This window comes from Amycolatopsis ponsaeliensis, from assembly GCF_030182635.1.
In the GTDB taxonomy this organism is placed as follows: Bacteria; Actinomycetota; Actinomycetes; order Mycobacteriales; family Pseudonocardiaceae; genus Amycolatopsis; species Amycolatopsis ponsaeliensis.
The window spans coordinates 13,026-32,065 of record NZ_JAPZLD010000009.1 but is presented as its reverse complement, the minus strand read 5'-3'; the positions used below and the strand labels follow the sequence as shown (position 1 = coordinate 32,065).

Annotated in this window: 14 protein-coding genes and 1 pseudogene; 7 read left to right on the top strand and 8 right to left on the bottom strand. The window is 69.3% G+C overall.

The genetic code is table 11. The annotated features are described in order from the left end of the window. Nucleotides 1-24: 24 nt before the first annotated feature. Nucleotides 25-1,755, top strand: a complete 1,731-nt coding sequence (locus QQ657_RS15230; RefSeq protein ID WP_284742786.1) for an AIPR family protein — start codon at nucleotides 25-27, stop codon at nucleotides 1,753-1,755. A gap of 396 nt (nucleotides 1,756-2,151) precedes the next feature. Further along, on the top strand, nucleotides 2,152-2,349 hold the full coding sequence (locus QQ657_RS15225; RefSeq protein WP_284742785.1) for a hypothetical protein: 198 nt from the start codon (nucleotides 2,152-2,154) through the stop codon (nucleotides 2,347-2,349). Here QQ657_RS15225 and QQ657_RS56955 read toward each other — a convergent pair. Beyond that, nucleotides 2,331-3,059 (bottom strand): annotated as a pseudogene (locus tag QQ657_RS56955) (hypothetical protein). The gene QQ657_RS15225 and the pseudogene QQ657_RS56955 overlap by 19 nt on opposite strands. Before the next feature lie 74 nt (nucleotides 3,060-3,133). Further along, entirely contained in the window at nucleotides 3,134-3,595 is a 462-nt protein-coding gene (locus QQ657_RS15210) for a helix-turn-helix domain-containing protein (RefSeq protein ID WP_284742782.1), read from the bottom strand. 114 nt (nucleotides 3,596-3,709) lie between these two features. Between QQ657_RS15210 and QQ657_RS15205 the strand changes: the two genes are divergently transcribed. Together QQ657_RS15205 and QQ657_RS15200 are read left to right on the top strand one after the other, a co-directional pair. Further along, on the top strand, nucleotides 3,710-4,648 hold the full coding sequence (locus tag QQ657_RS15205; RefSeq protein ID WP_284742781.1) for an ATP-binding cassette domain-containing protein: 939 nt from the start codon (nucleotides 3,710-3,712) through the stop codon (nucleotides 4,646-4,648). Beyond that, a complete protein-coding gene (locus QQ657_RS15200) occupies nucleotides 4,645-5,385 on the top strand; it encodes an ABC transporter permease (protein ID WP_284742780.1) in 741 nt (246 codons plus the stop codon). Before QQ657_RS15205 ends, QQ657_RS15200 begins: the two co-directional genes overlap by 4 nt. Here QQ657_RS15200 and QQ657_RS15195 read toward each other — a convergent pair. Then, the gene (locus QQ657_RS15195) at nucleotides 5,369-8,485 is read right to left on the bottom strand and encodes an ATP-binding protein (protein ID WP_284743014.1); all 3,117 of its coding nucleotides are present in this window, start codon (nucleotides 8,483-8,485) and stop codon (nucleotides 5,369-5,371) included. The two genes, QQ657_RS15200 and QQ657_RS15195, sit on opposite strands and share 17 nt — an antisense overlap. 103 nt (nucleotides 8,486-8,588) lie before the next feature. Between QQ657_RS15195 and QQ657_RS15190 the strand changes: the two genes are divergently transcribed. Further along, nucleotides 8,589-9,788 carry a cytochrome P450 gene (locus tag QQ657_RS15190; protein WP_284742779.1) on the top strand — a complete coding sequence of 400 codons (1,200 nt, stop codon included), beginning with the start codon at nucleotides 8,589-8,591 and terminating at the stop codon, nucleotides 9,786-9,788. Between the two features lie 31 nt (nucleotides 9,789-9,819). Here the strand turns inward: QQ657_RS15190 and QQ657_RS15185 are convergent, their stop codons facing one another. Genes QQ657_RS15185 through QQ657_RS15175 form a run of 3 tightly spaced genes read right to left on the bottom strand, consistent with a single transcriptional unit; the run spans nucleotide 9,820 to nucleotide 12,809 of the window. Beyond that, on the bottom strand, nucleotides 9,820-10,458 hold the full coding sequence (locus tag QQ657_RS15185; protein WP_284742778.1) for a DUF6308 family protein: 639 nt from the start codon (nucleotides 10,456-10,458) through the stop codon (nucleotides 9,820-9,822). 52 nt (nucleotides 10,459-10,510) lie between these two features. After that, on the bottom strand, nucleotides 10,511-11,464 hold the full coding sequence (locus QQ657_RS15180) for an alpha/beta fold hydrolase (protein ID WP_284742777.1): 954 nt from the start codon (nucleotides 11,462-11,464) through the stop codon (nucleotides 10,511-10,513). Between the two features lie 40 nt (nucleotides 11,465-11,504). After that, nucleotides 11,505-12,809 (bottom strand): cytochrome P450, encoded by a 1,305-nt coding sequence (locus tag QQ657_RS15175; protein ID WP_284742776.1) that lies wholly within the window; start codon nucleotides 12,807-12,809, stop codon nucleotides 11,505-11,507. Nucleotides 12,810-12,989: 180 nt separating this feature from the next. On the opposite strand from QQ657_RS15175, the gene QQ657_RS15170 reads away from it, so the two are divergent. Both QQ657_RS15170 and QQ657_RS15165 read left to right on the top strand, forming a co-directional pair. Then, nucleotides 12,990-13,808, top strand: coding sequence for an SAM-dependent methyltransferase (locus tag QQ657_RS15170; RefSeq protein WP_284742775.1), 819 nt, complete (start codon nucleotides 12,990-12,992; stop codon nucleotides 13,806-13,808). Between the two features lie 19 nt (nucleotides 13,809-13,827). Next, nucleotides 13,828-15,939: a putative bifunctional diguanylate cyclase/phosphodiesterase gene (locus QQ657_RS15165; protein ID WP_284742774.1), complete on the top strand. Its 2,112-nt coding sequence runs from the start codon at nucleotides 13,828-13,830 to the stop codon at nucleotides 15,937-15,939. On the opposite strand, the gene QQ657_RS15160 is transcribed toward QQ657_RS15165, so the two are convergent. Both QQ657_RS15160 and QQ657_RS15155 read right to left on the bottom strand, forming a co-directional pair. Next, nucleotides 15,888-16,790: a DMT family transporter gene (locus QQ657_RS15160; protein WP_284742773.1), complete on the bottom strand. Its 903-nt coding sequence runs from the start codon at nucleotides 16,788-16,790 to the stop codon at nucleotides 15,888-15,890. The two genes, QQ657_RS15165 and QQ657_RS15160, sit on opposite strands and share 52 nt — an antisense overlap. A gap of 27 nt (nucleotides 16,791-16,817) precedes the next feature. After that, complete coding sequence (locus tag QQ657_RS15155; protein ID WP_284742772.1) at nucleotides 16,818-18,935, bottom strand: MMPL family transporter; 2,118 nt, start codon at nucleotides 18,933-18,935, stop codon at nucleotides 16,818-16,820. Between the last annotated feature and the right edge of the window lie 105 nt (nucleotides 18,936-19,040).

Sequence of the window (19,040 nt, the reverse complement as noted above, 5' to 3'; positions counted from 1 at the left end):
GCCTGTGCAAGGAGTGGACCCGCCGTGGAGAAGGTGATCGAGAGCCTGGTCAAGGGCTTCCAGCAGGACCAGGACCTGACCGAACTACAGGAGTCCGAGGCATTCGAGGCGTTCGCCGCCTATTGCGTGCTCAGTTCGTACTACAACGACCCCTTCAACCCGGACGCGTACCGTACCGGCGGAGGCAATGATCTCGGCATCGACGCGTACGCGGTCCTGATCGACGGGGACCTGTACCGGGACCCAACGGAAGTGCGGGCGGCGATGAGCCGCAAGCGGCCGCAGGTGCAGGTGGTGATCATCCAGGCCAAAACCAGCAGCAAGTTCGAGACCAAGGTGATCTCGGATCTCGCGGAGAATCTTGGTCACCTGTGTGGGTCCGGCGGGATCCCGTACGTTGTGTCCGCCGACGTGGCCAGCCTGCGAGGCTGCTTGGACGTCGTGTTCGAGAACTCAGCCCGGTTGGCCGGTCAACTGCCGCAACTGCACGTCCGTTATGTGACCACCGGCGATCAGATCTCGGATATGATCAACCGCAAGGCGCGGTCGGCCGAGAAGCATTTGGACAAGCTCAACCGATTCGATACGACCGACGTGCGCTGCGTGAACTGGCGGGAGTTGCGTGCGCTGTACCAGCAGGCGACCAGCACCGTCCGGGTCACCCTGCCGGTGCCGAAACAGTTCGCCGTGCCGGCGGCCCCCGGCGTTGAACAGTCGTTCGTCGGGCTGATCGCCGCGCCGGAGCTGGTCCGCATCATATTGGACGACGGCTCGGGAAAGTTGCGTGAGAACCTGTTCGAGAGCAACGTGCGAGCCTTCCAGGGCTACAACAGGGTCAACAGCGGTATTCGGGACACCCTGCGGGATCCGGACAAACGGCAGAGGTTCGCTGTGATGAACAACGGCGTCACCATCGTGACACGGAAACTGGACCGTGTCGGCGACGATTTCGTGTTGGACGATTTCCAGATCGTGAATGGCTGTCAGACCTGTCACGTGCTGTTCCACGAGCGTGATCAGCTCACCGACCAAGTTTTCGTCAGCGTCCACATCGTTCACTCGGTGGACGAGGATGTGATCCAGGGCATTGTGGCCGCAACCAACCAGCAGACCCCTGTCAGCGACGAGGACCTGGCTGCGAGGGAGGACTTCCACAAGGAGCTGGAGGACTTTTTCACCCTCGGCTGGGATAAGCCACACCAGTTGTTCTATGAACGTCGCGCGAAACAGTACAGCGAACGCAAGGACGTGGAGAAGACCCGGGTCATCAGCCGCGCCCAACTCAGCCGCGCGTACCTGGCCATGTTCCTGAACGAATCATCCCGCGTAGGCCACTATCAAGAGCTGATCAAGGCACGCGGTACTGAACTGTTCGTCACTGGCCAGCCGGCGATCCTGTACTACACGGCCGCGGCAACCTGGTACCGATTGGAGTGGATGATCCGGAACCAGCGTATCAATCGCGGCTATCGGCCCGCCCAATATCACTTGATGGCGATGATCCGGCAGAAGCTGGTTGGTTCGGTGAAACTGCCGCCCAATGGTAGAGCTGCGCAGAAGGAGTGCGACAAAATTCTGAAGGTAATCTGGAATGCGGAGGCTGCGGAAAAGCTAGTCGTCCGCGAGTTGCTGCCGGTGATCCAGCGGGCCATCGACGCCGAACGGGCCGCCGGGGTGCCGTTGGGGGAGGCGGTGCGTAACGAGCGGTTTGCCGAGCTGGTCCGTAGGGAGCTGACCGACAGCACCGGTCGCTAAGGGCGCGGTGCGACCAGCCTGAGGTGCCGGTGCGACTTTGGCACCGGGGTTGGGCGTGTTCGGCGCCGCTAGCGCTAGCGACCGTGGCGCGGCGCGTGCACTGTTGTACAACAACCTCGGGCGCGCGCCCGGTATCTCGGCTGGCACGCGGTGCGCCTACGGCGGTCGCTGCGCAAGAACCAGTGGCCTGGTCGCCGCGATCGGCCTGCTCGGCACGGTAGGGGGCCGCCCGCCGCGACGTACCTGCAGGTCAGCGAGACGAGGCGCCGATCAGGCTGGAATCCTGGCCCAAGTCAGGTGGTCACCGATCTGGCCTTGATCTCGAGCGGTGAGTAGCCCAGACGAGTGATCTGCCAATGCCGCTCGATGCTGTGGTGGCCGCTGATGATGGGCAGCATGAGTGACGATTCTCGGGTCGAGCGCCGTCGGCGGGACTACGTGGTCGACCAGATCGAAACCGTGCCGATGACTGCCGAGCAGTACGAGCAGGCGGTCAGTGCGTTGGCAACCTTGATTGTCGAATGGGCGACGAGCCGCCGCCGGGACAACAGCATGACACCCGGGACGGAATCCGGTCATTCCGACGGTGATTGACCAGCCGCCACCATTGTGGCGTTTCGGTCGCCGGACCGTTCCGCTCGGACGATCGAGACGAGCATCCGCGAGCGGGCCGTGCTGATGCGCAGGTTCTTGCGGAGGGCCTCGGCTGAGATGGGGCGCTGATGGGTGGCCCAGTGTCGGGCGTCTTCGTGCCGGGCGCGGTCAATCAGATCGTCGTCGGGCGCGATGGCCACTGGACTGCTGGCGGCATCACCGGCAGGTCCTTCGCTGTGTCTGGTGATGGCGGTCGGCGTGGCCGCCGCCGTGTCGGTGGTTGTGATGGTGACGTCCGTGTCGGCATCGGTGCCGCCTACGTTCGCGTGGGTTGTCTCCTTCGGCTGGCGGCTGATGGTGCTGATGGCCTGCAGCAGGCTTGGTCCGACTTGAGCCCAGCCGATAAGCAGGAGCGGGCCGACGGCGTCGAAGGCGGCTTTACCGTAGGCGCCGGTGAGGAGTGGGTCGGCGATGTTGAGGGCGAGGGTGGTGAGGCTGGCGAAGGTGAGTAGTCGGCGGGCTGGCCGGAGTTGTTCTGGTGTGGCGTCGTGCAGGGCGAGGTGTCGGGTGCCGAGGAGCAGGCCGAGGATGGAGAGGTCGACTGCGGGTGCGACGAGTGGTGCGACTCAGGTGGGGACGTCGAGGCGGAGGGCGAGGTTGAGGACGTTGCCGAAGCCGAAGAGGAAGGTGAGGCCGACAACGGTGCCCATGATCACGGTGACGGCCTGCACGACGGGGGCAGTGTCTGGACCTGGTCGGGTCGACGGCTCGACGATGGATCGGGTCATCGAAATTCACCTGCCTCGGTGCGCTTCTCGGTCGGGGGGCGTCCCTGGGTGTCGCGCATGGCGACGCCGCGTTCAAGGAGCCGTGCGCGGACGGTGTCTGCGGTGACGTCCATGTGGTTGCCGATGCGGGCGAGTGACCAACCTTGCTGATAGAGGTGCTCGGCGTCGTCGATCTGGTCGTCGGTGAGGCCGCGCCGCCGCATGGGTACGTCGTGGCGGTGAAGGATGGCGCTGACGGTGCGGCGCTCGATGCCGAACTCGTCGGCGAGCTGGTAGACGGTCGAGCCGGCCTGGTAGCTGGCGATGAGCTGCTGGGTCTGGGCGTCGTCGAGCCGGTAGCGGTGGTTACTTTCGGTACCTCCTGCTGACTCTGGGTGCCGAGGAGTAGGTGGCTGGATCGTCAGCTCTGGCCCGTCGACCAGGAGCAAAGAGTTCGGGTTGTGCCACGTCAGGCCCACGTTTTAGGCCTGTACCTGCAAAGGTGCGGGCCTTTTTCGTGTCCGCGGTCGTGACGGTCACCGTGTCAGTTCGGGGTCAGGTCCGTGTCAGGGCGGGCGTTCAGAGTTCTCCCCATGACCACCTCAGCGATCACCGCGACGGGCCTCCGGAAGGCCTACCAAGACAAAGTCGTGCTCGATGGCATCGATCTGGATGTTGCCGCCGGGAGCGTTTTCTCGCTTCTCGGGCCGAATGGGGCCGGGAAGACCACCACCGTCAACATCCTCACCACCCTGGCCCAGGCCGATGGCGGGAGCGTGCGTGTCAACGGGCATGACGTCGGCTCCGAAGCCAAGGCCGTTCGGAAGGCCATCGGGGTCACCGGGCAGTTCGCCGCCGTCGATGAGCTGCTCACCGGGCGGGAAAACCTGCAGCTCATGGTCGATCTCAGCCCCGTCGAGAACGGGAAGCGGGTCGTTGCCGATCTGCTGGAGCGGTTCGAACTGACCGAGTCCGCGGGTAAGCCCACCTCCACCTACTCGGGTGGCATGCGGCGGAAGCTCGACCTCGCCATGACGCTCGTCGGTGACCCGCGGATCATCTTCCTCGACGAGCCGACCACCGGGCTGGACCCGCGCAGCCGGCGCACCATGTGGTCCATCGTCAAGGACCTCGTGGCCGACGGCGTCACCATCTTCCTCACTACCCAGTACCTCGACGAGGCCGACCAGCTCGCCGACAAGATCGCCGTGCTCGACAGCGGGCGCCTGGTCGCCCAGGGCACGCCCGATGAGCTCAAGCGCCAGATCCCCGGCACGCACGTCCGGCTGCGGTTCACCAGCGTCGGCGAACTCGACGCGGCCGCGCGGGTCATCGCCGGCTCCACCCGCGATGACGAAGCCCTGACCCTGCGGGTTCCCGGCGACGGTGGCACGAAGTCGCTGCGCAACCTGCTCGACCGGCTCGACGAGTACGCCATCAGCGCCGAAGAGTTTTCCGTCCACACACCCGATCTCGACGACGTCTTCCTCGCCCTGACGGGCCACAACACCACGGAGGTAGCAGCGAAATGAGCGCCCAGACCGTCATGTTGCGCCGCAACTTCAAGCACATCGCCCGGAACCCGACCTCGGTGTTCAACGCCGTCCTGATGCCGATCGTGATCATGCTGATGTTCGTGTACATGCTGGGAGACGCCTTCGACGTCGGCGTGAACTACGTCGACTACGCGACGCCCGGCCTGATGCTGCTGGCCATCTGCTACGGCCTCGGGGCCACCGCGACGTCGGTGAACTCCGACATGACCAAGGGCATCATCAACCGCTTCAAGGTCATGGACGTCTCGCGCGGCGCGGTGCTGACCGGGCACGTCGTCGCCAGCGTCCTGACGAACGTCGTCGCCATCGCGGCTCTCGTCGGCGTGGCGTTCGCGCTGGGTTTCCGGCCGCACGCGAGTTTCCTCGACTGGCTCGGCGTGGCCGGCATGGTGCTGCTGCTCGCCTTCGCGGCCGGCTGGCTCACCGTCGCTTTGGGACTGTTCGCCAAGTCGCCGGAGACGGCGGGCCTGGCTTCCGTGCCGCTGGTCATGCTGCCGTTCTTCAGCAGCGCGATCGCCCCGGCCGACAAGATGGGCCCGGGCCTGCGGCAGTTCGCGGAGTACCAGCCCTTCACGCCGATCATCGAAACCGTGCGCGGGCTGCTCAACGGCACGCCGTCGACCGGCTATGCGATCGCCGCGATCGCGTGGTGCGCCGGCATCGCCCTGGTCGGCTACCTGTGGGCCCGGTCGACGTTCAAGAAGCGAGCGTGACTTCGGCCAGCTCGCGCCAGCTCGCTCCCGTCCCCTCCTGAGTCGCCTCGGTGAACTTCGGGTCACCGAGGCGATTCCGCGTGGCCTGCTCGATCCGGGCCGCGTCCGGGTGGGACCGATCCGCGACGCCGCGCACGGTGGCGCTCGCCGCGAGCAGCCGCGCCGCCTGTTCGAACTCTTCGCGGCGCAGGGCCAGGTCCGCGATCCCGATGAGCACCTGCGCGATCATCGGCGCGGTCCCCGTCTCCGACGCCGCCCGGAAAGCCGCGGCCCGGTGGTCACGCGCTTCGCCGAGATCCTCGGCGAGGTAGCCGAGCAGGTCCTCGGTCGTCACCTGGACGTTGGGGCGCTCGGCGGCCGTGCCCAGCGTCGCCGTCGCGACGTCGAGCTGACGGCGTGCCTCGACGGCGTCGCCGCTCCAGCGGGCCAGCTCCGCCTTCGCCAGGGCCAGCTCGGTCAGCGCCTCCGGCCAGGCGACCCGTTCCGCGAGCCGCTGCGCCTCGGCCATCGCCGACGCACTGGCTTCCTCGTCCCCTGACAGCCAGTAGAGCTGGGCCTGCCGCGACCGCATCCGCACGACGTCCTCGATCGCGCCGACCTCGGTGACGACGACGATCGCCTGCTCGTAGTGCGCGCACGCGCCGGCGAACTCGCCGCGCATGGCGATCCGGTCGGCCAGCTCGGTCAGCGCGAACGACGTCCCCCAGCGTTCGCCGAGCGCGCGGAACTCGGTCAGCGCCGTCTCGAGGAAACCGTCCGCCTCCTGCTCGTCGCCGCCGAGCTGGATCCGCATCTTGCCGAGCTGCAGCCGGGCGAGGCCGCGGACCCACGGGTCCTCGTCGGCGAGCAGCGGTTCCCACGCGGGCAGGAACTCCTCCGGCGTCCGCAGCATCCGTTCCAGCGCGGCGACCAACGACACCGCCGGGTGCGGGTGCTGCACGCGGCCACTGAGTTCGTGGACCTGGTGGATCCACTCCGCCGCCTGGAACTGGTCGCTTTCCCGGCCGGACGTCAGGAAGCCCGTGACGAACGCGTAGACCGTGGCGCGGACTTCGTCGGGCACCTCGCCGGGGACGGCGGTGGCCGCCATGAGCAGCTCGTTGCCCTCGGTCTTGTGCCCGGCGAGCCACCAGTACCAGCCGGCCGCCGCCGCGAGCCGCATCGCCTCGGGCGCTTCGCCGGCCGCGAGGGCCCCGCGCATCGCGGCGGCGATGTTGTCGTGTTCGGCGTCGAGGGTGGCGAGCCACGTCAGCTGGTCGGCGCGGCGAAGGTGCGGCTCCGCGGTTTCGGCGAGCTCGGTGAAGTACGCGAGGTGCGCCTGACGCGCCGAATCCGTGTCCCCGGCTTCGCCGAGCCGCTGCTCGGCGTACTCCTTGATCGTGCCGAGCATCCGGTAGCGCGGTGCCTGATCGCCTTCGGTGACCACCAGCGACTTCTCGGCCAGCGCGGTCAGCAGCTCCTCGGCCGCGTCGCTCGCGCAGACCCGCTCGGCCGCTTCCAGGCTCGCGCCTCCGGCGAACACCGAGAGCCGGCACAGGACGCCGCGTTCGTCGTCGGAGAGCAGTTCCCAGCTCCAGTCGATCACCGCGCGCAGCGTCCGGTGCCGCGGCAGCGCGGTGCGGCTGCCGCCGGTCAGCAGGCGGAACCGGTCGTCGAGGCGGTTGGCGAGCTGCTCGAGCGACATGGTGCGCAGCCGGGCGGCGGCGAGTTCGATGGCCAGCGGCATCCCGTCCAGCGCCCGGCAGACACGGGCGAGCGTCGACAGCGTGGCGGCGTCGGAAGCGAGGTCCGTGCGCACCGCGCTAGCCCGGTCACGCAGTAGCCGGACGGCCGGCGCGGACTCGATCTTGGCCGGGTCGGCGTCGTCGGTCGGCAGGACCAGCGGCGCGACCGGCCACAGCGACTCACCGGTGATGCCCAGCGGTTCGCGGCTCGTCGCGAGGATCCGCAGCCGGCGGCACTCGCCGAGCACGCGGTGGGCGAACGTCGCCGCCGACTCGATCACGTGCTCGCAGTTGTCCAGGACCAGTACGAGGTCCCGGTCGCGGATCGCCGCGATGACCCGGTCGGTGGGCTCCGCTTCCGGCGCGTCGCCGAGCAGCGCGTCCCGCAGCTTGAGCGCCGACAGCGTCGCCTGCGCGACGTCGCCGTCCGCGCCGATGGGAGCCAGTTCGACGAGCCAGGCGCCGTCCGGCAGGTCGCCGAGCATCGTGCGCGCGGTTTCGGTGGCCAGCCGGGTCTTCCCCGAGCCGCCCGGCCCGACCAGCGTCGTGAGCCGGTGCCCGGCGACGAGCTCGCGGACCGCGGTGACGTCGGCGTCCTTGCCGACGTAGCTGGTCAGCTCGGCCCGCAGGTTGGTCTTCCGCGTCTCTTCGCGACGGCCCAGCTCGCCCCGCAGCAGCGCGACGTGCAGTTCGGACAGCTCCGGCGACGGGTCGACGCCCAGCTCGTCGGCCAGGGTTTCCCGCAGGCGTTCGTAGACGAGCAGCGCTTCGGAGTCGCGGCCGCTCGCGACGAGGGCCCGCATCAGCGCGCCGACCAGCCGTTCCCGGACCGGGTTCGCGGCGACCAGGTCGGTCAGCTCTGTGACCAGCTTCACACCGTGGCCGCGGTCGATCTCGGCGTCGAACCGGTCTTCCAGGGCCGCCAGGCGCAGGCCCTCGAGCCGGGTGACCGCCGCGTCGAACGCCGCGCTCTCCTGCAGGCCGACGTCCTGCATGGCCGCGCCGCGCCACAACGCGAGGGCTTCGCGCAGCCGGCCCGGATCGTCTTCGTCGCGGGCCTGGGTGACGAGGCGTTCGAACCGCACGGCGTCAACGGCGTCGGGGTCCACGGCCAGCCGGTAGCCGGCGGGCCGGCCCTCGACGGCGCCGTCCGGCAGCACCTTCCGCAGCCGGGAAACCAAGCGCTGCAACGCGTTCGCCGCGTCGGCGGGCGGGTTCTCGCCCCAGATCCAGTCGACGAGCGTCGCCTTCGGCACCACGCGACCCGGCTCGAGCGCGAGAGCGATCAGCAGTCCGCGCAGCCGGGCGCCCGGCACGTCGGCCACGACGCCGTCGTCCGCGCGAACTTCGAATGACCCCAGTATCCCGATCTGCACGCGGCCGATCATGCCACGGTCCCCGGGGTGTCCGGGCCGTGTCAGCGCCATGTCAGGTCTCCCGGCGATCGTGGTCGGCACACCCACCACGAAAGGACCTCCGATGGACATCCCGCAGGGACTCCCGATGGAGCGCGACGCGGGTCCGTTCGACCCGCCTCGCGAGATCACCCGGCTGCGCGACGCTCGCCCGGTCAGCCCGATGACGTTCCCCGACGGGCACGAGGGCTGGCTCGTCACCGGCTACGAGGCGGTGCGCGAGATGATGGCCGACACGCGGTTCAGCTCGCGGCTGGACCTCGACGTCGTCCACGTGCCGTACGAGACGCCGGGGATGCCGGTGGCGACCGAACCGTCCCCGCAGCTGCCGGGCATGTTCATCGCGATGGACCCGCCGGACCACGGCCGGCTGCGCAAGCGGCTCACCGGCGCCTTCACGGTGAAGCGGATGAAGCAGCTCGAAGAACACATCGCGGAGATCGTCGAGCAGCAGCTGGACCACCTGGCGCGGCTCGCGCCGCCGGTCGACCTGGTCAAGGAGTTCGCGCTGCCGGTGCCGTCGCTGGTGATCTGCGAACTGCTCGGCGTCCCGTACGAGGACCGGGACAGCTTCCAGGCCAACTCGGCGCAGTTCATGGTCCGGGACCAGACGCTCGAAGAGAAGATGGGCGCGTACATCGCGCTGAACACGTACCTGTCCGAGCTGGTCACGCGCAAGCGTTCTTCGCCGGGTGAAGACATCCTTTCCGACCTGGCCGGCCACGAGGACCTCACGATCGAGGAGCTGACCGGGGCCGCGTTCCTGATGCTGATCGCGGGGCACGAGACGACGGCGAACATGCTGTCCCTGGGTACTTTCGCGCTGCTGGAGCACCCTTCGGAACTCGCTTCGCTCGCTGCCGATCCTTCGTTGATGCCGGGTGCGGTCGAGGAGCTGCTGCGGTACCTGTCCGTCGCCGACATCTTCTTCCGCTACGCGACGGAGGACCTTTCGCTGGGCGGCGAGACGATTCCGAAGGGGTCCACTGTGGTCGTTTCGCTGCTCGCTGCCAACCGCGACCCGCAGCGCTTCCCGGATCCGGACGTCTTGGACATCCGGCGCAACGCGCGTGGTCTGTTGTCCTTCGGCCACGGCGTGCACCAGTGCTTGGGGCAGCAGCTGGCGCGCATCGAGATGCGCGCGGGGTTCGAGGGGCTGCTGCGCCGTTTCCCGACTCTCCGGCTCGCCATCCCCGCCGGAGAGGTGAAGCTCCGGACCGACATGAACATCTACGGTGTTCACGAACTGCCGGTCACCTGGTGAGCTTCGGGGCCGTGGCACGCGGGAACGCGTGTCACGGCCCTTTCCCGGCCCGCATCCACAGCACGACGTCGAGGCAGCGCAGCAAGCTGATGTCCTCGATCCCGCCCGCCTCCTTGCGCAGATCCGCCAGCGCCGATGCTCTCGACGAATCCGTGTGGAACCAGCTCCACAGGCAGTTCCACGGGCTCGCCGGCGCCTTCAACACCGCCTTGACCCGGCTGTCGTACACCGGGGTCAGGCGGGGGCGCTTGCGGGCCAGGAGCTTGGACGCCGTCACTGGGCGGTGGTTGCCGCCGCATTGCCTGAACAGCTCCCACAGCCGGTGGGCCGGTGCTCCCGGCTCGTACGTCGACCACGGGGCCGAGTGCATCGGGATGTTCGGCGGGATCTGTTCCAGCAGCTCCCTGATCTGGTGGGCGTAGGTCATCGTCGTGTCGATCGCGACCTCCGCCAGGCTTGTGATGCTGAGGAAGTTCAGTGCCAGGACGTCCGCTTCGGTCACCGTGTTGACCACCGATGGGCCGTCTCCGCCGCCGGCGAAACGCTCGAACCAGCGGCCCGGGTAACGGCGCTGGCCGAAGTAGCGGCGGAGGGCCTTCACCGACTCCTCGCGGTGCTCGCCGCGGACGTGTTCGTCCAGGACATGGTGCTGGTGGGCGTAGTCGATCATGTCGAACGCTCCCCTCGTCGGCGCATGAGGGTCGCGCTCGTCCGGGCAACCGTTACGGCAGCGTTTTCAGCCAGTTTCCCACCACGCCGAAGTACACCGGCGCGTTCGGGGCGTAGTTGATCGCGTGGCCGTAGCCGTTCAGGATGTACGTCTGCAGCTGCGAAGTGCCGAAGAACGGCGCTTCGGAGGCCCGCAACGCCTGCGGGGACGAACAGTCGCTGCCCAAGAGCCCGCAGAAGTTCGGGTCGTCGCCCACCACCAGCAGGACCGGCGCCGTGATCTGCTGGGACGCCGGGGTGACCACCGTCGTCAGCGTCAGGCTGTCCACCGCCTCGGTCGCCGCGAAGACGTCCTTTGTGGACTCGTCGTAGGCGATCGCGCCGGTGTCGTAGGGGCCCGGGGTGTGGAAGGCCGCGTAGCGGGTGCCCGGGTCGGTCGTCAGGTAGCCCGCGTCGCGGCCGGGCACGGCCGGGTCCAGCGGGGCCGGGATCATCTGGGCCAGTGTGGGGATCACCGACACCAGGTTCATCCGGTGCGTCATCCCGGTGACGAGCACGCCGTCGACGTCGCGGTAGCGGCCCGCCTCGATCATCGCCATCGCCGAACCGATCGAGTGGCCGCCGATGACCACCTTCGCGAACCGCGGGCGCACCGCCTGGACCACCTGGTGCGCCGCGGTCGCCTGGACCGACGCGCTCAGCAGCGCGCTCAACGGCTTCGAGCTCTGCCCGGTGCCTAGCCGGTCGAGGGCGAGCGTCGCGATCCCCGCCGCGTTCACCGCCAGGCGGAACGACCGGGTCTCCGGCGTGTAGCCGATGTCCCAATAGGACGCGTTGTACGTGCCGCCGGGAATGAGGACCACGACGGTCGACGCGCCGGCCGGGGTGCACAGCCTGCCGTGCACGGTCTGCGGCAGGAGCGCCACCGTGACCGGGACGTACAGGTCCTCGCAGACGGTGGCCGCCTGGGCCGGGGCGGGCACCAACAACGTGGCCGCGAACAGCACGAAGACAGCACAAAATCGGCGTAGCACGGGGAAAAGCCTCCTACTGGTGACGGGGGACAGCCGTCATCGGCAGGCTGTCCGGGTAAGCGGCGGAGGTGAACTTCACGCGCACCGGCCGGCCCGGGACCGGGACCAGCCGCCAGCGCGCGGCCACCGTGGCCACCGTGATGACGATTTCGTTCTGGGCGAAGCGGTTTCCGATGCACTGCCGCCCGCCCGCGCCGAACGGGACGAACGCGCCCTTGGGCAGCGACGCCACCCGCTCCGGTGCCCAGCGGCCGGGGTCGAACCGGTCCGGGTCGGGGAACGACGCGGGATCGTGGTGCAGGGCGTGCGGGCTGACGATCACCTCGGCGCCCTCCGGGATCCGCGTGCCGCCGAGGTCGACCTCCTCGAGCGTGCGGCGCATCAGCATCCACAGCGGGTAGCAGCGCAGGACTTCGTCGACCACCTGCCGGACGTAGGTCAGCCGGGCGATGTCGTCGATCGTGACGGGACGCCCGTCCAGTACCTCGTCGACCTCGGCGTGCACCCGCGCCTCGACGTCCGGGTGCCGGCCGAGCTCGTGGAACGTCCAGGACAGCGCCAGCGCGGTCGTCTCGATGCCCGCGGTGAGCAGGGTGAGCACCTCGTCGCGGGCCTGCTCGTCGGTCATGCCGGCGAGCAGGAGCGTCGACAGCAGGTCGCCGCGGTCGACACTTTCGGTGCGCCAGTCGCGGATGACTTCGACGACGATGTCCTGCATCCGCTTGATGGCCTCGTCGAACCGCCGGTTGCCGGGCACCGGCAGCTTTTCCACGAACTTCGGGGACAGCGCGCGAATCATTCCCTGCTGGATGATGAGGTAGATGGACCGGCGGGCTTCCTCGACCGCCGCTTTCCCGATTTCCGTGGAGAACAAGGCCTCGCCGACGATCGTCACCGCGAGCCCCTGCAGGTCTTCGTCGAGCGGCCGCACTTCGCCCGGCTGCCACGAGTCGCTCAGTTCCGCCGCCGCGCGCGTCATGATCCCGGCGTACGCGGCCAGGCGGTCGCGGTGGAACGCCGGCTGCATCAGTCGGCGCTGCCGGAGGTGGAAGTCACCGTTCGAAAGCACCAAGCCATTTCCGACGAACGGCTTGAACTTGTCGAACATGGCGCCCTTGCGGAACTTCGGCCCGGCCGTGACCAGCACTTCGTGGGCCAGCCGGGGGCTGGTGACGAAGTACGCGGGCATCGGGCCGAGGTGGATTTCGACGATTTCCCCGTGTTCGTGCAAGGCGTCGGTGAATGCGGAGCGTCGTCGCAGCAGTGCCGGACTGTGCCCGAGAAAAGGCCACCGACCCGGGGCCACCGGCACGGTCATGCGGACTCCTCGTTACGCCATTGTGTGGATTTCCCAAGGAGACGGCCTACGGTAGGCGCGTCCGGCCGAACGGGACAGTGCCCGATCGGGTGGTGTGTGCTCACGCGGATGGCGCAGTCACCGCACCATCACGAATCGCTAAGCTCTTTCCGATCCGAAACGGCTGAGAAGGTGTTTTCCGTGACTCGATCACCGGAATGGGTTCCGCCGGGCGTCGATATCTCCGTGCCCAGCATGGCGCGCACTTACGACTTCATGCTCGGCGGCGGCCACAACTTCGCCGTCGATCGCGCGGTGGGCGAGCAGATCGAACACGCGATGCCCGGGCTGCGCGACGCGGCGCGCGTCAACCGCGCGTTTCTCGGGCGCGCGGTGCGGTTCATGACCGGTCAGGGGATCCGGCAGTTCCTCGACATCGGCTCCGGCATCCCCACCGTGGCCAACGTGCACGAGGTCGCCCAGGACCAGGATCCGGACTGCCGGGTGGTCTACGTCGATCGCGACCCGGTGGCGGTCGCGCACAGTGAACTGCTGCTCGCCGGCAACGATCGTGCAGCGATTGTGCAGGCCGATATGCGGGACCCCGAAAAGATTTTCGATGCACCGTCGGTGCGCGGTTTACTCGACTTCGAAAAACCCGTCGGACTCATGATGTTGTTGATGCTGCATTGGGTCCCGGACGAATACGATCCGCTCGACCTCGTGGCGCGCTACAGTTCGGTATTGGCGCCGGGAAGTTTTCTCGCGATCACCCATGTGACCGGCGACCACCAAGGCGAAAATCTCGGAGAAGCGACCGAAGTGATCAAGGAAAGCCGCAGTCCCGATCAAGTGACGCTGCGCACGTACGCCCAGGTGGCCGAACTCTTCACCGGTTTCGAAATCGTCGAACCGGGGCTGGTCGGCTGCGGGGAATGGCGGCCGTCCGGGCCGGCGGACATCGCCGCCGCGGCCGAGATGAACATGCTCGTTTACGCCGGAATCGGCCGCAAGAGCTGAGCGGACGTCGCGGATGCCGATGATCGAAAAACTGCCGGAGCAGCCGACGAGTCCGGACCCCGGACGCGCGCGGACCGTGCTCGCCCGGAAATGGGCCTACCTGCTCAGCGGCGTGACCGTCGTTTCGCTGAGCCGGGAGCTGCTCGACGAAGAACTGCGCGGAATGCTCGACACGCTGGTCGACTCGCTGGGCGGCGCGGCCGCGGACACGGCACCCGCCGAGCGGATCGGCGGGCGGCTGGTCGGGCTCGGCTACGTCGGCGAGCCGGGGCTGCGGTGCACGCTCGACGTCCTCGGGAAGGGCCTGCCGGGGCTGCCCGAACTGCAGCCGGCGGACCGCTTCACCGAGCGGATCGCGCTGGCGCTGGGAACACTCTCTTGCGGCTTCTTGGTCGCGCACGAGCGCAGCGTCCTCGACCAGCAGGAGATCATGCACCTCTCGCTGCTCAAGGCGGTGCGGGACGCGCAGTGGAACCTCAAGCAGAGCGAAGCGCGCTTCGACGAGGTGGTGACGTCGTCCGCGAGCGGCATCGCGCTGGTCGGCCTCGACGGCCGGATCGTGCGCGCGAACGCCGCGCTGGCCGAGATGCTGGGGCACCAGGCCGGCGAGCTCACCGGGACGCTGGTGGACGAGCACGTGCACCCGGACAACGTCGAGGTCTTCCGCGAGGCGATGAGCGCGCTGGCCTGCGGCGGCAAGGAGCGGGTCCGGCAGTCCCAGCGGCTGCTGCGCAAGGACGGCGACGTCGCCCGCATCTCGCTCTCCGCGTCGCTGCTGCGCGACGCCGAAGACCGGCCCGGTCACTTCGTCGTCGTGGTGGAGGACGGCACCGAGCTGATGCTGCTGCAGGGTGAACTGAGCCGTCAGGCCCTGCACGACGTGCTGACCGGCCTGCCGAACCGCCAGTACTTCGGCACCTACCTCGAGGCGGCGCTGCGGCGCGCCGACCCGGAGTACGGCGTCACCCTCTTCCACGTCGACCTCGACGCGTTCGGCATGGTCTGCAACAGCCTCGGCACCCGCGTCGGCGAGCAGCTGCTGGTGCACTTCGCCCAGCGGCTGAAGGCCGTCATGGCCCGCGAGCGGTCCATGATCGCGCGGTTCCACGCCGACGAGTTCGGCATCCTCGTCGAGAACTCGGCGACGACGCCGGACATCGACTCCATCGTGCGCGCGATCAACGACGAGCTCGCCGAGCCGTTCTTCGTCGGCGGCCACGGGCTCGCGCTGTCGGCCAGCGCGGGCGTGGTGCACCGGCCGGACAAGGGCATCGACCCGGCGGAACTGCTGCGCGCGGCCGACCAGACGCTGCGGCGCGCCAAGGTGCGCCGGCGCGGTCAGTGGAAGGTGTTCGACCGGGACACCGACGCCCAGGACCGGCGGACGCAGGCGCTGGCCGTCGGGATGGCCGGCGCCTGGGAGCGCGGCGAGATCGGCGTGCGCTACCGGCCGCTGGCGCGGCTGGCCGACGGCGAGGTCGCCGGGTTCGAGGCCCGCCTGCACTGGGACCGGCCGGGCGCGCAGCCGCTGGCGCACGAACGCTGCGCGGAGCTCGCCGAGTCGACCGGGCTCGCGCTGCCGCTCGGGGATTGGCTGCTGCGCGCGGCGAGCCGGCAGGGCGAATGGTGGCGGCAGCGCGCGGGTTCCGAGCTGCCGGTGGTCGCCGGGCTCACCGGGCACCAGGTGTCCGACGACGCCCTCGGCACCCGCGTGACGCGGCTGCTCGCGGACACCGGCCTGCCGCCGGAGCAGCTGATGCTCGGCGTCCCGGTCGGCGCGCTGCCGGTGTCCGGGGTCCTCGAGAACGTCACCGCGCTCGCCGATCTCGGGGTCCGCGTCATGCTCGACGAGTTCGGGCTCGGGGCGGACGACCTGCGGGCGGTCGAGGACCTGCCGGTCGACATCGTCCGCGTCGACCGCCGGCTCGCGCAGTGGCAGGCGTGGTCGGACTCGACGTTCCTCGGCGCGCTGGTGCCGCTCGTCCGGCAGGTCGGCGCCACGCTCGTCGTCGACGGGATCCACACCGAGGACCAGGCGAGCTGGTGGGGCAAGGCCGGCGCGGAGCTGGGCACGGGCGACTACTTCGGGGCCGCGATGCCGCCTGGCGAACTCGCCGCCACCTTCGCCTGAGCCGGCCACCGCGTCAGGCCGACGGCGGCGAGCACGATCACCATGCCGCCGACGACCCGGGGCGTCAGCGGTTCGCCGAGGACGAGCGCGCCGAGCGCGACCGACACCACCGGGAGCAGGTAGCCGACGGTCGCGGCGGCCGTCGGGCCTTCTTCGGTGAGGATCCGGTAGTTGAGGTAGAAGGTGATGCCGGTCCCGAAGACGCCGAGGACCGTCACTGCCGACAGCGCGGTCAGGTTCAGGTGCGGAGCCGCACCGGACACGGGGAGAGCCAGCGCGGTCAACGCGGTGGCCGTCGTCAGCTGGGCGGCCGAGAGGGCGAGCGGCGCGCCGCCGGGTGGCAGTTTCCTTGCCATGTAAGCGAACGCGATCGCGTAGCTGAGTCCGGCCCCGAGCAGCGCGAGCGCGCCCCCGCTCAGCAGGCCGGCCTGCTGCCACGGCGCGAAGATCACCAGCACGCCGGCGAAACCGAGGGCCAGCCCGAGCAGCCGGGCCGGCCCCAGGCGGCGGTCGGTGCCGAGCAGGACGCCGATCAGTAGTGACCACAACGGTGTCGTGGCGTTCATGACACCCGCGACGCCGGAGTCCACCGTGCGTTCCCCGATCCCGAAGAGCGCGAATGGCAGGGCGTTGCAGAAGAACGCGGCGACGACCAGCCGCCCCCACGTCCGGCGGTCGCGCGGCAGGCGCTGGCCGGTCGCGAAGGCCATGGCCAGCAGCGTCACCGCGCCGAGCGCGCAGCGGACCAGCGTGAGGTGGACCGGGCTCAGCCCGGTCAGGGCCAGCTTGATCCACAGAAAACCCGAGCCCCACAGCAGGGCCAGTACGGCGATGCGCACCCATCCAGTCACGCTGTCCACGGTGCCGAAAGTGATCTGTCAGGACAAGTGAAGAGTTCTGGAGTGATCTTTAAGGTCTGCTACAGCTTCGGGTCGCCAGAGCCGGTCGCCGAACAAGGCCAGCGCCGCGGGCAGCAGCACCCCGCGCACGAGCGTCGCGTCGAGCAGGATCGCGAAGGCCATGCCCAGGCCCAGCATCTTGTACTCGATCGCCGCGAGGCTCAGGAAGATGCTGAACACCCCGGTCATGATCAGAGCGGCGCTGGTCACGACGCCGGAGCTGCGCGCGGTCCCTTCGACGATCGCCTCGCGCGCGTCGCCGCCGGCCCGCCGTCGTTCGCGGATCCGGCTGAGGATGAAGACGTGGTAGTCCGTGCTCAGCCCGAACAACAGCACGAACAGGAACATCGGCAGCCAGCCCAGCACGCCGCCGTAGGGCGTGAAACCCAGTAGTGGTGCGAGAAAGCCGTCCTGGAAGACCAGCGTGAGCACGCCGTACGCCGCGCCGACCGAGAGCAGGTTGAGCAGGATCGACACCGCCGGCACCGCGACCGAGCGGAACACGACGAGCAGCAGCACGAACGCGAGCAGCAGGATGAACCCGAAGACGTACGGCGCTCGCGCGAGCACCTGCGCGGTGAAGTCGTGCGCCTCCGCGGTCCGGCCCGCGACGGCGAGGTGGACGCCGTCCAGCCTGCCGATCGTCCGCGGCAGCAGGGTTTCCCGCAACGTCGTCAACGTCCGGTCGGCCGCTTCGTCGTTTCCGGTGCCGCCGAGCGGGATCCGCACGACAAGTGCGTTGTCCACCGGAACCACCACGGTCGGTTTCGGCGTCTCGGCGGTGAGTTCGCCGATCGCCCGGCGGACCGCGGGGGTGTCGACCGGGCCCCGGTCGCTCCAGACGACGACGTGCGCGGGCATCGTCACGCCGGGAAACGCTTCCTGCACGCGCGCGGCCGCGTCGATCACCGGGACGCTGCGCGGCAGGCTTTCGGTCGGAACCGGGTCCTGCAGCCGGATCCCGGCCGCGGGCAGGGCGAGCAGGACCAGTAGCCCGGCGGCGATCCCGCTCCACAGCGCGGGCCGCCGGGTGACGACGCCCGCTACCGCCGCCCAGCACCGCGAGCGCGTGCTTCGCTTGCCCAGCAACGGGATCCGGAGGCGGTCGACACGGGTTCCGAGCAGCGAGAGCGTCGCGGGCAGCACGGTCACCGCGGCCAGCACGGCGAGGCCGACGACGAGGACCGTGCTCACGGTCAGGCCGCGGAGGTTGTCGAGGCCGGTGAACAGCAGGCCGGTCACGCACAGCACGACGGTCAGCCCCGACACGACGATGACGTGCCCGGACGTCCGGGCGGCGATCCGGAGCGACTCGTCGACGCCGTGCGCGCGTTCTTCCTTGGCCCGGCGCAGGAAGAACAGTGAATAGTCGACGCCCACCGCCATGCCGATCAGCAACGTCATCGAGGAAGTGGCGCTGTTGACCGGAATCCAGTTGTCCACCGCGGACAGCAGCCCGAAGGTCGCGACCACCGTGGTGCCCGCGAGCAGCACCGGGATCGCGGCCGCGACCAGCGAGCCGAACACGGCCAGCAGGATCAGCAGGGTCAGTGGCAGCGAACGGGTTTCGGAGCGCTTGATGTCCTCCTTGATGCTCTGGTCGACCGCGCCGGACACGCTGAGGTCGCCGGCTTGCGCGAGCCGGGCGTCCGGGTGGCGGGCGGCGACCGTGGCGACGGCGGCGGTCGCCGTCGCGAGGTTCGCCCGGATTTCCGTGCCGGTACCGAGGATCCGGAAGGTGACGAGGCCGGATCGGCCGTCGGCGGAGACCTGCGCCGGGTCGTCGAGCGGGGAGCGGATGTCCGCGACCGCACCGGACGTCGTCAACGTCGTCACCAGGTCGGTGACGACGGCGGTGGCGTCGCGGGGGACGAGGACGTTCTCCCAGAACGGTTCGCGGGCGGCCTGGCGGTCGAGGACGGCTTGGCCGGTGCCGGCGTCGCCGGCGGGGCTCGAGTGCGCGTCCGTGCCGGGCACCAAGGTGCCGATGGCCCAGGAGAGTGCGACGAGCGCCAGCCAGCCGAGGATCGCGGCGGCGCGGTGGCGCAGCGACCAGTTCGTCACGCGTTCGACCACGGGCGTGGGTGCGGGCAGCATGAACTAAGGTCCTTCCGTGAAGGAGTGATCCGATGAGAGCTCGCCCTCGGGCGAGTGGGTGCTTCTTCTTCCTGGGCCGCCGAGTTGCCGCTCGGCGGTCCAGGG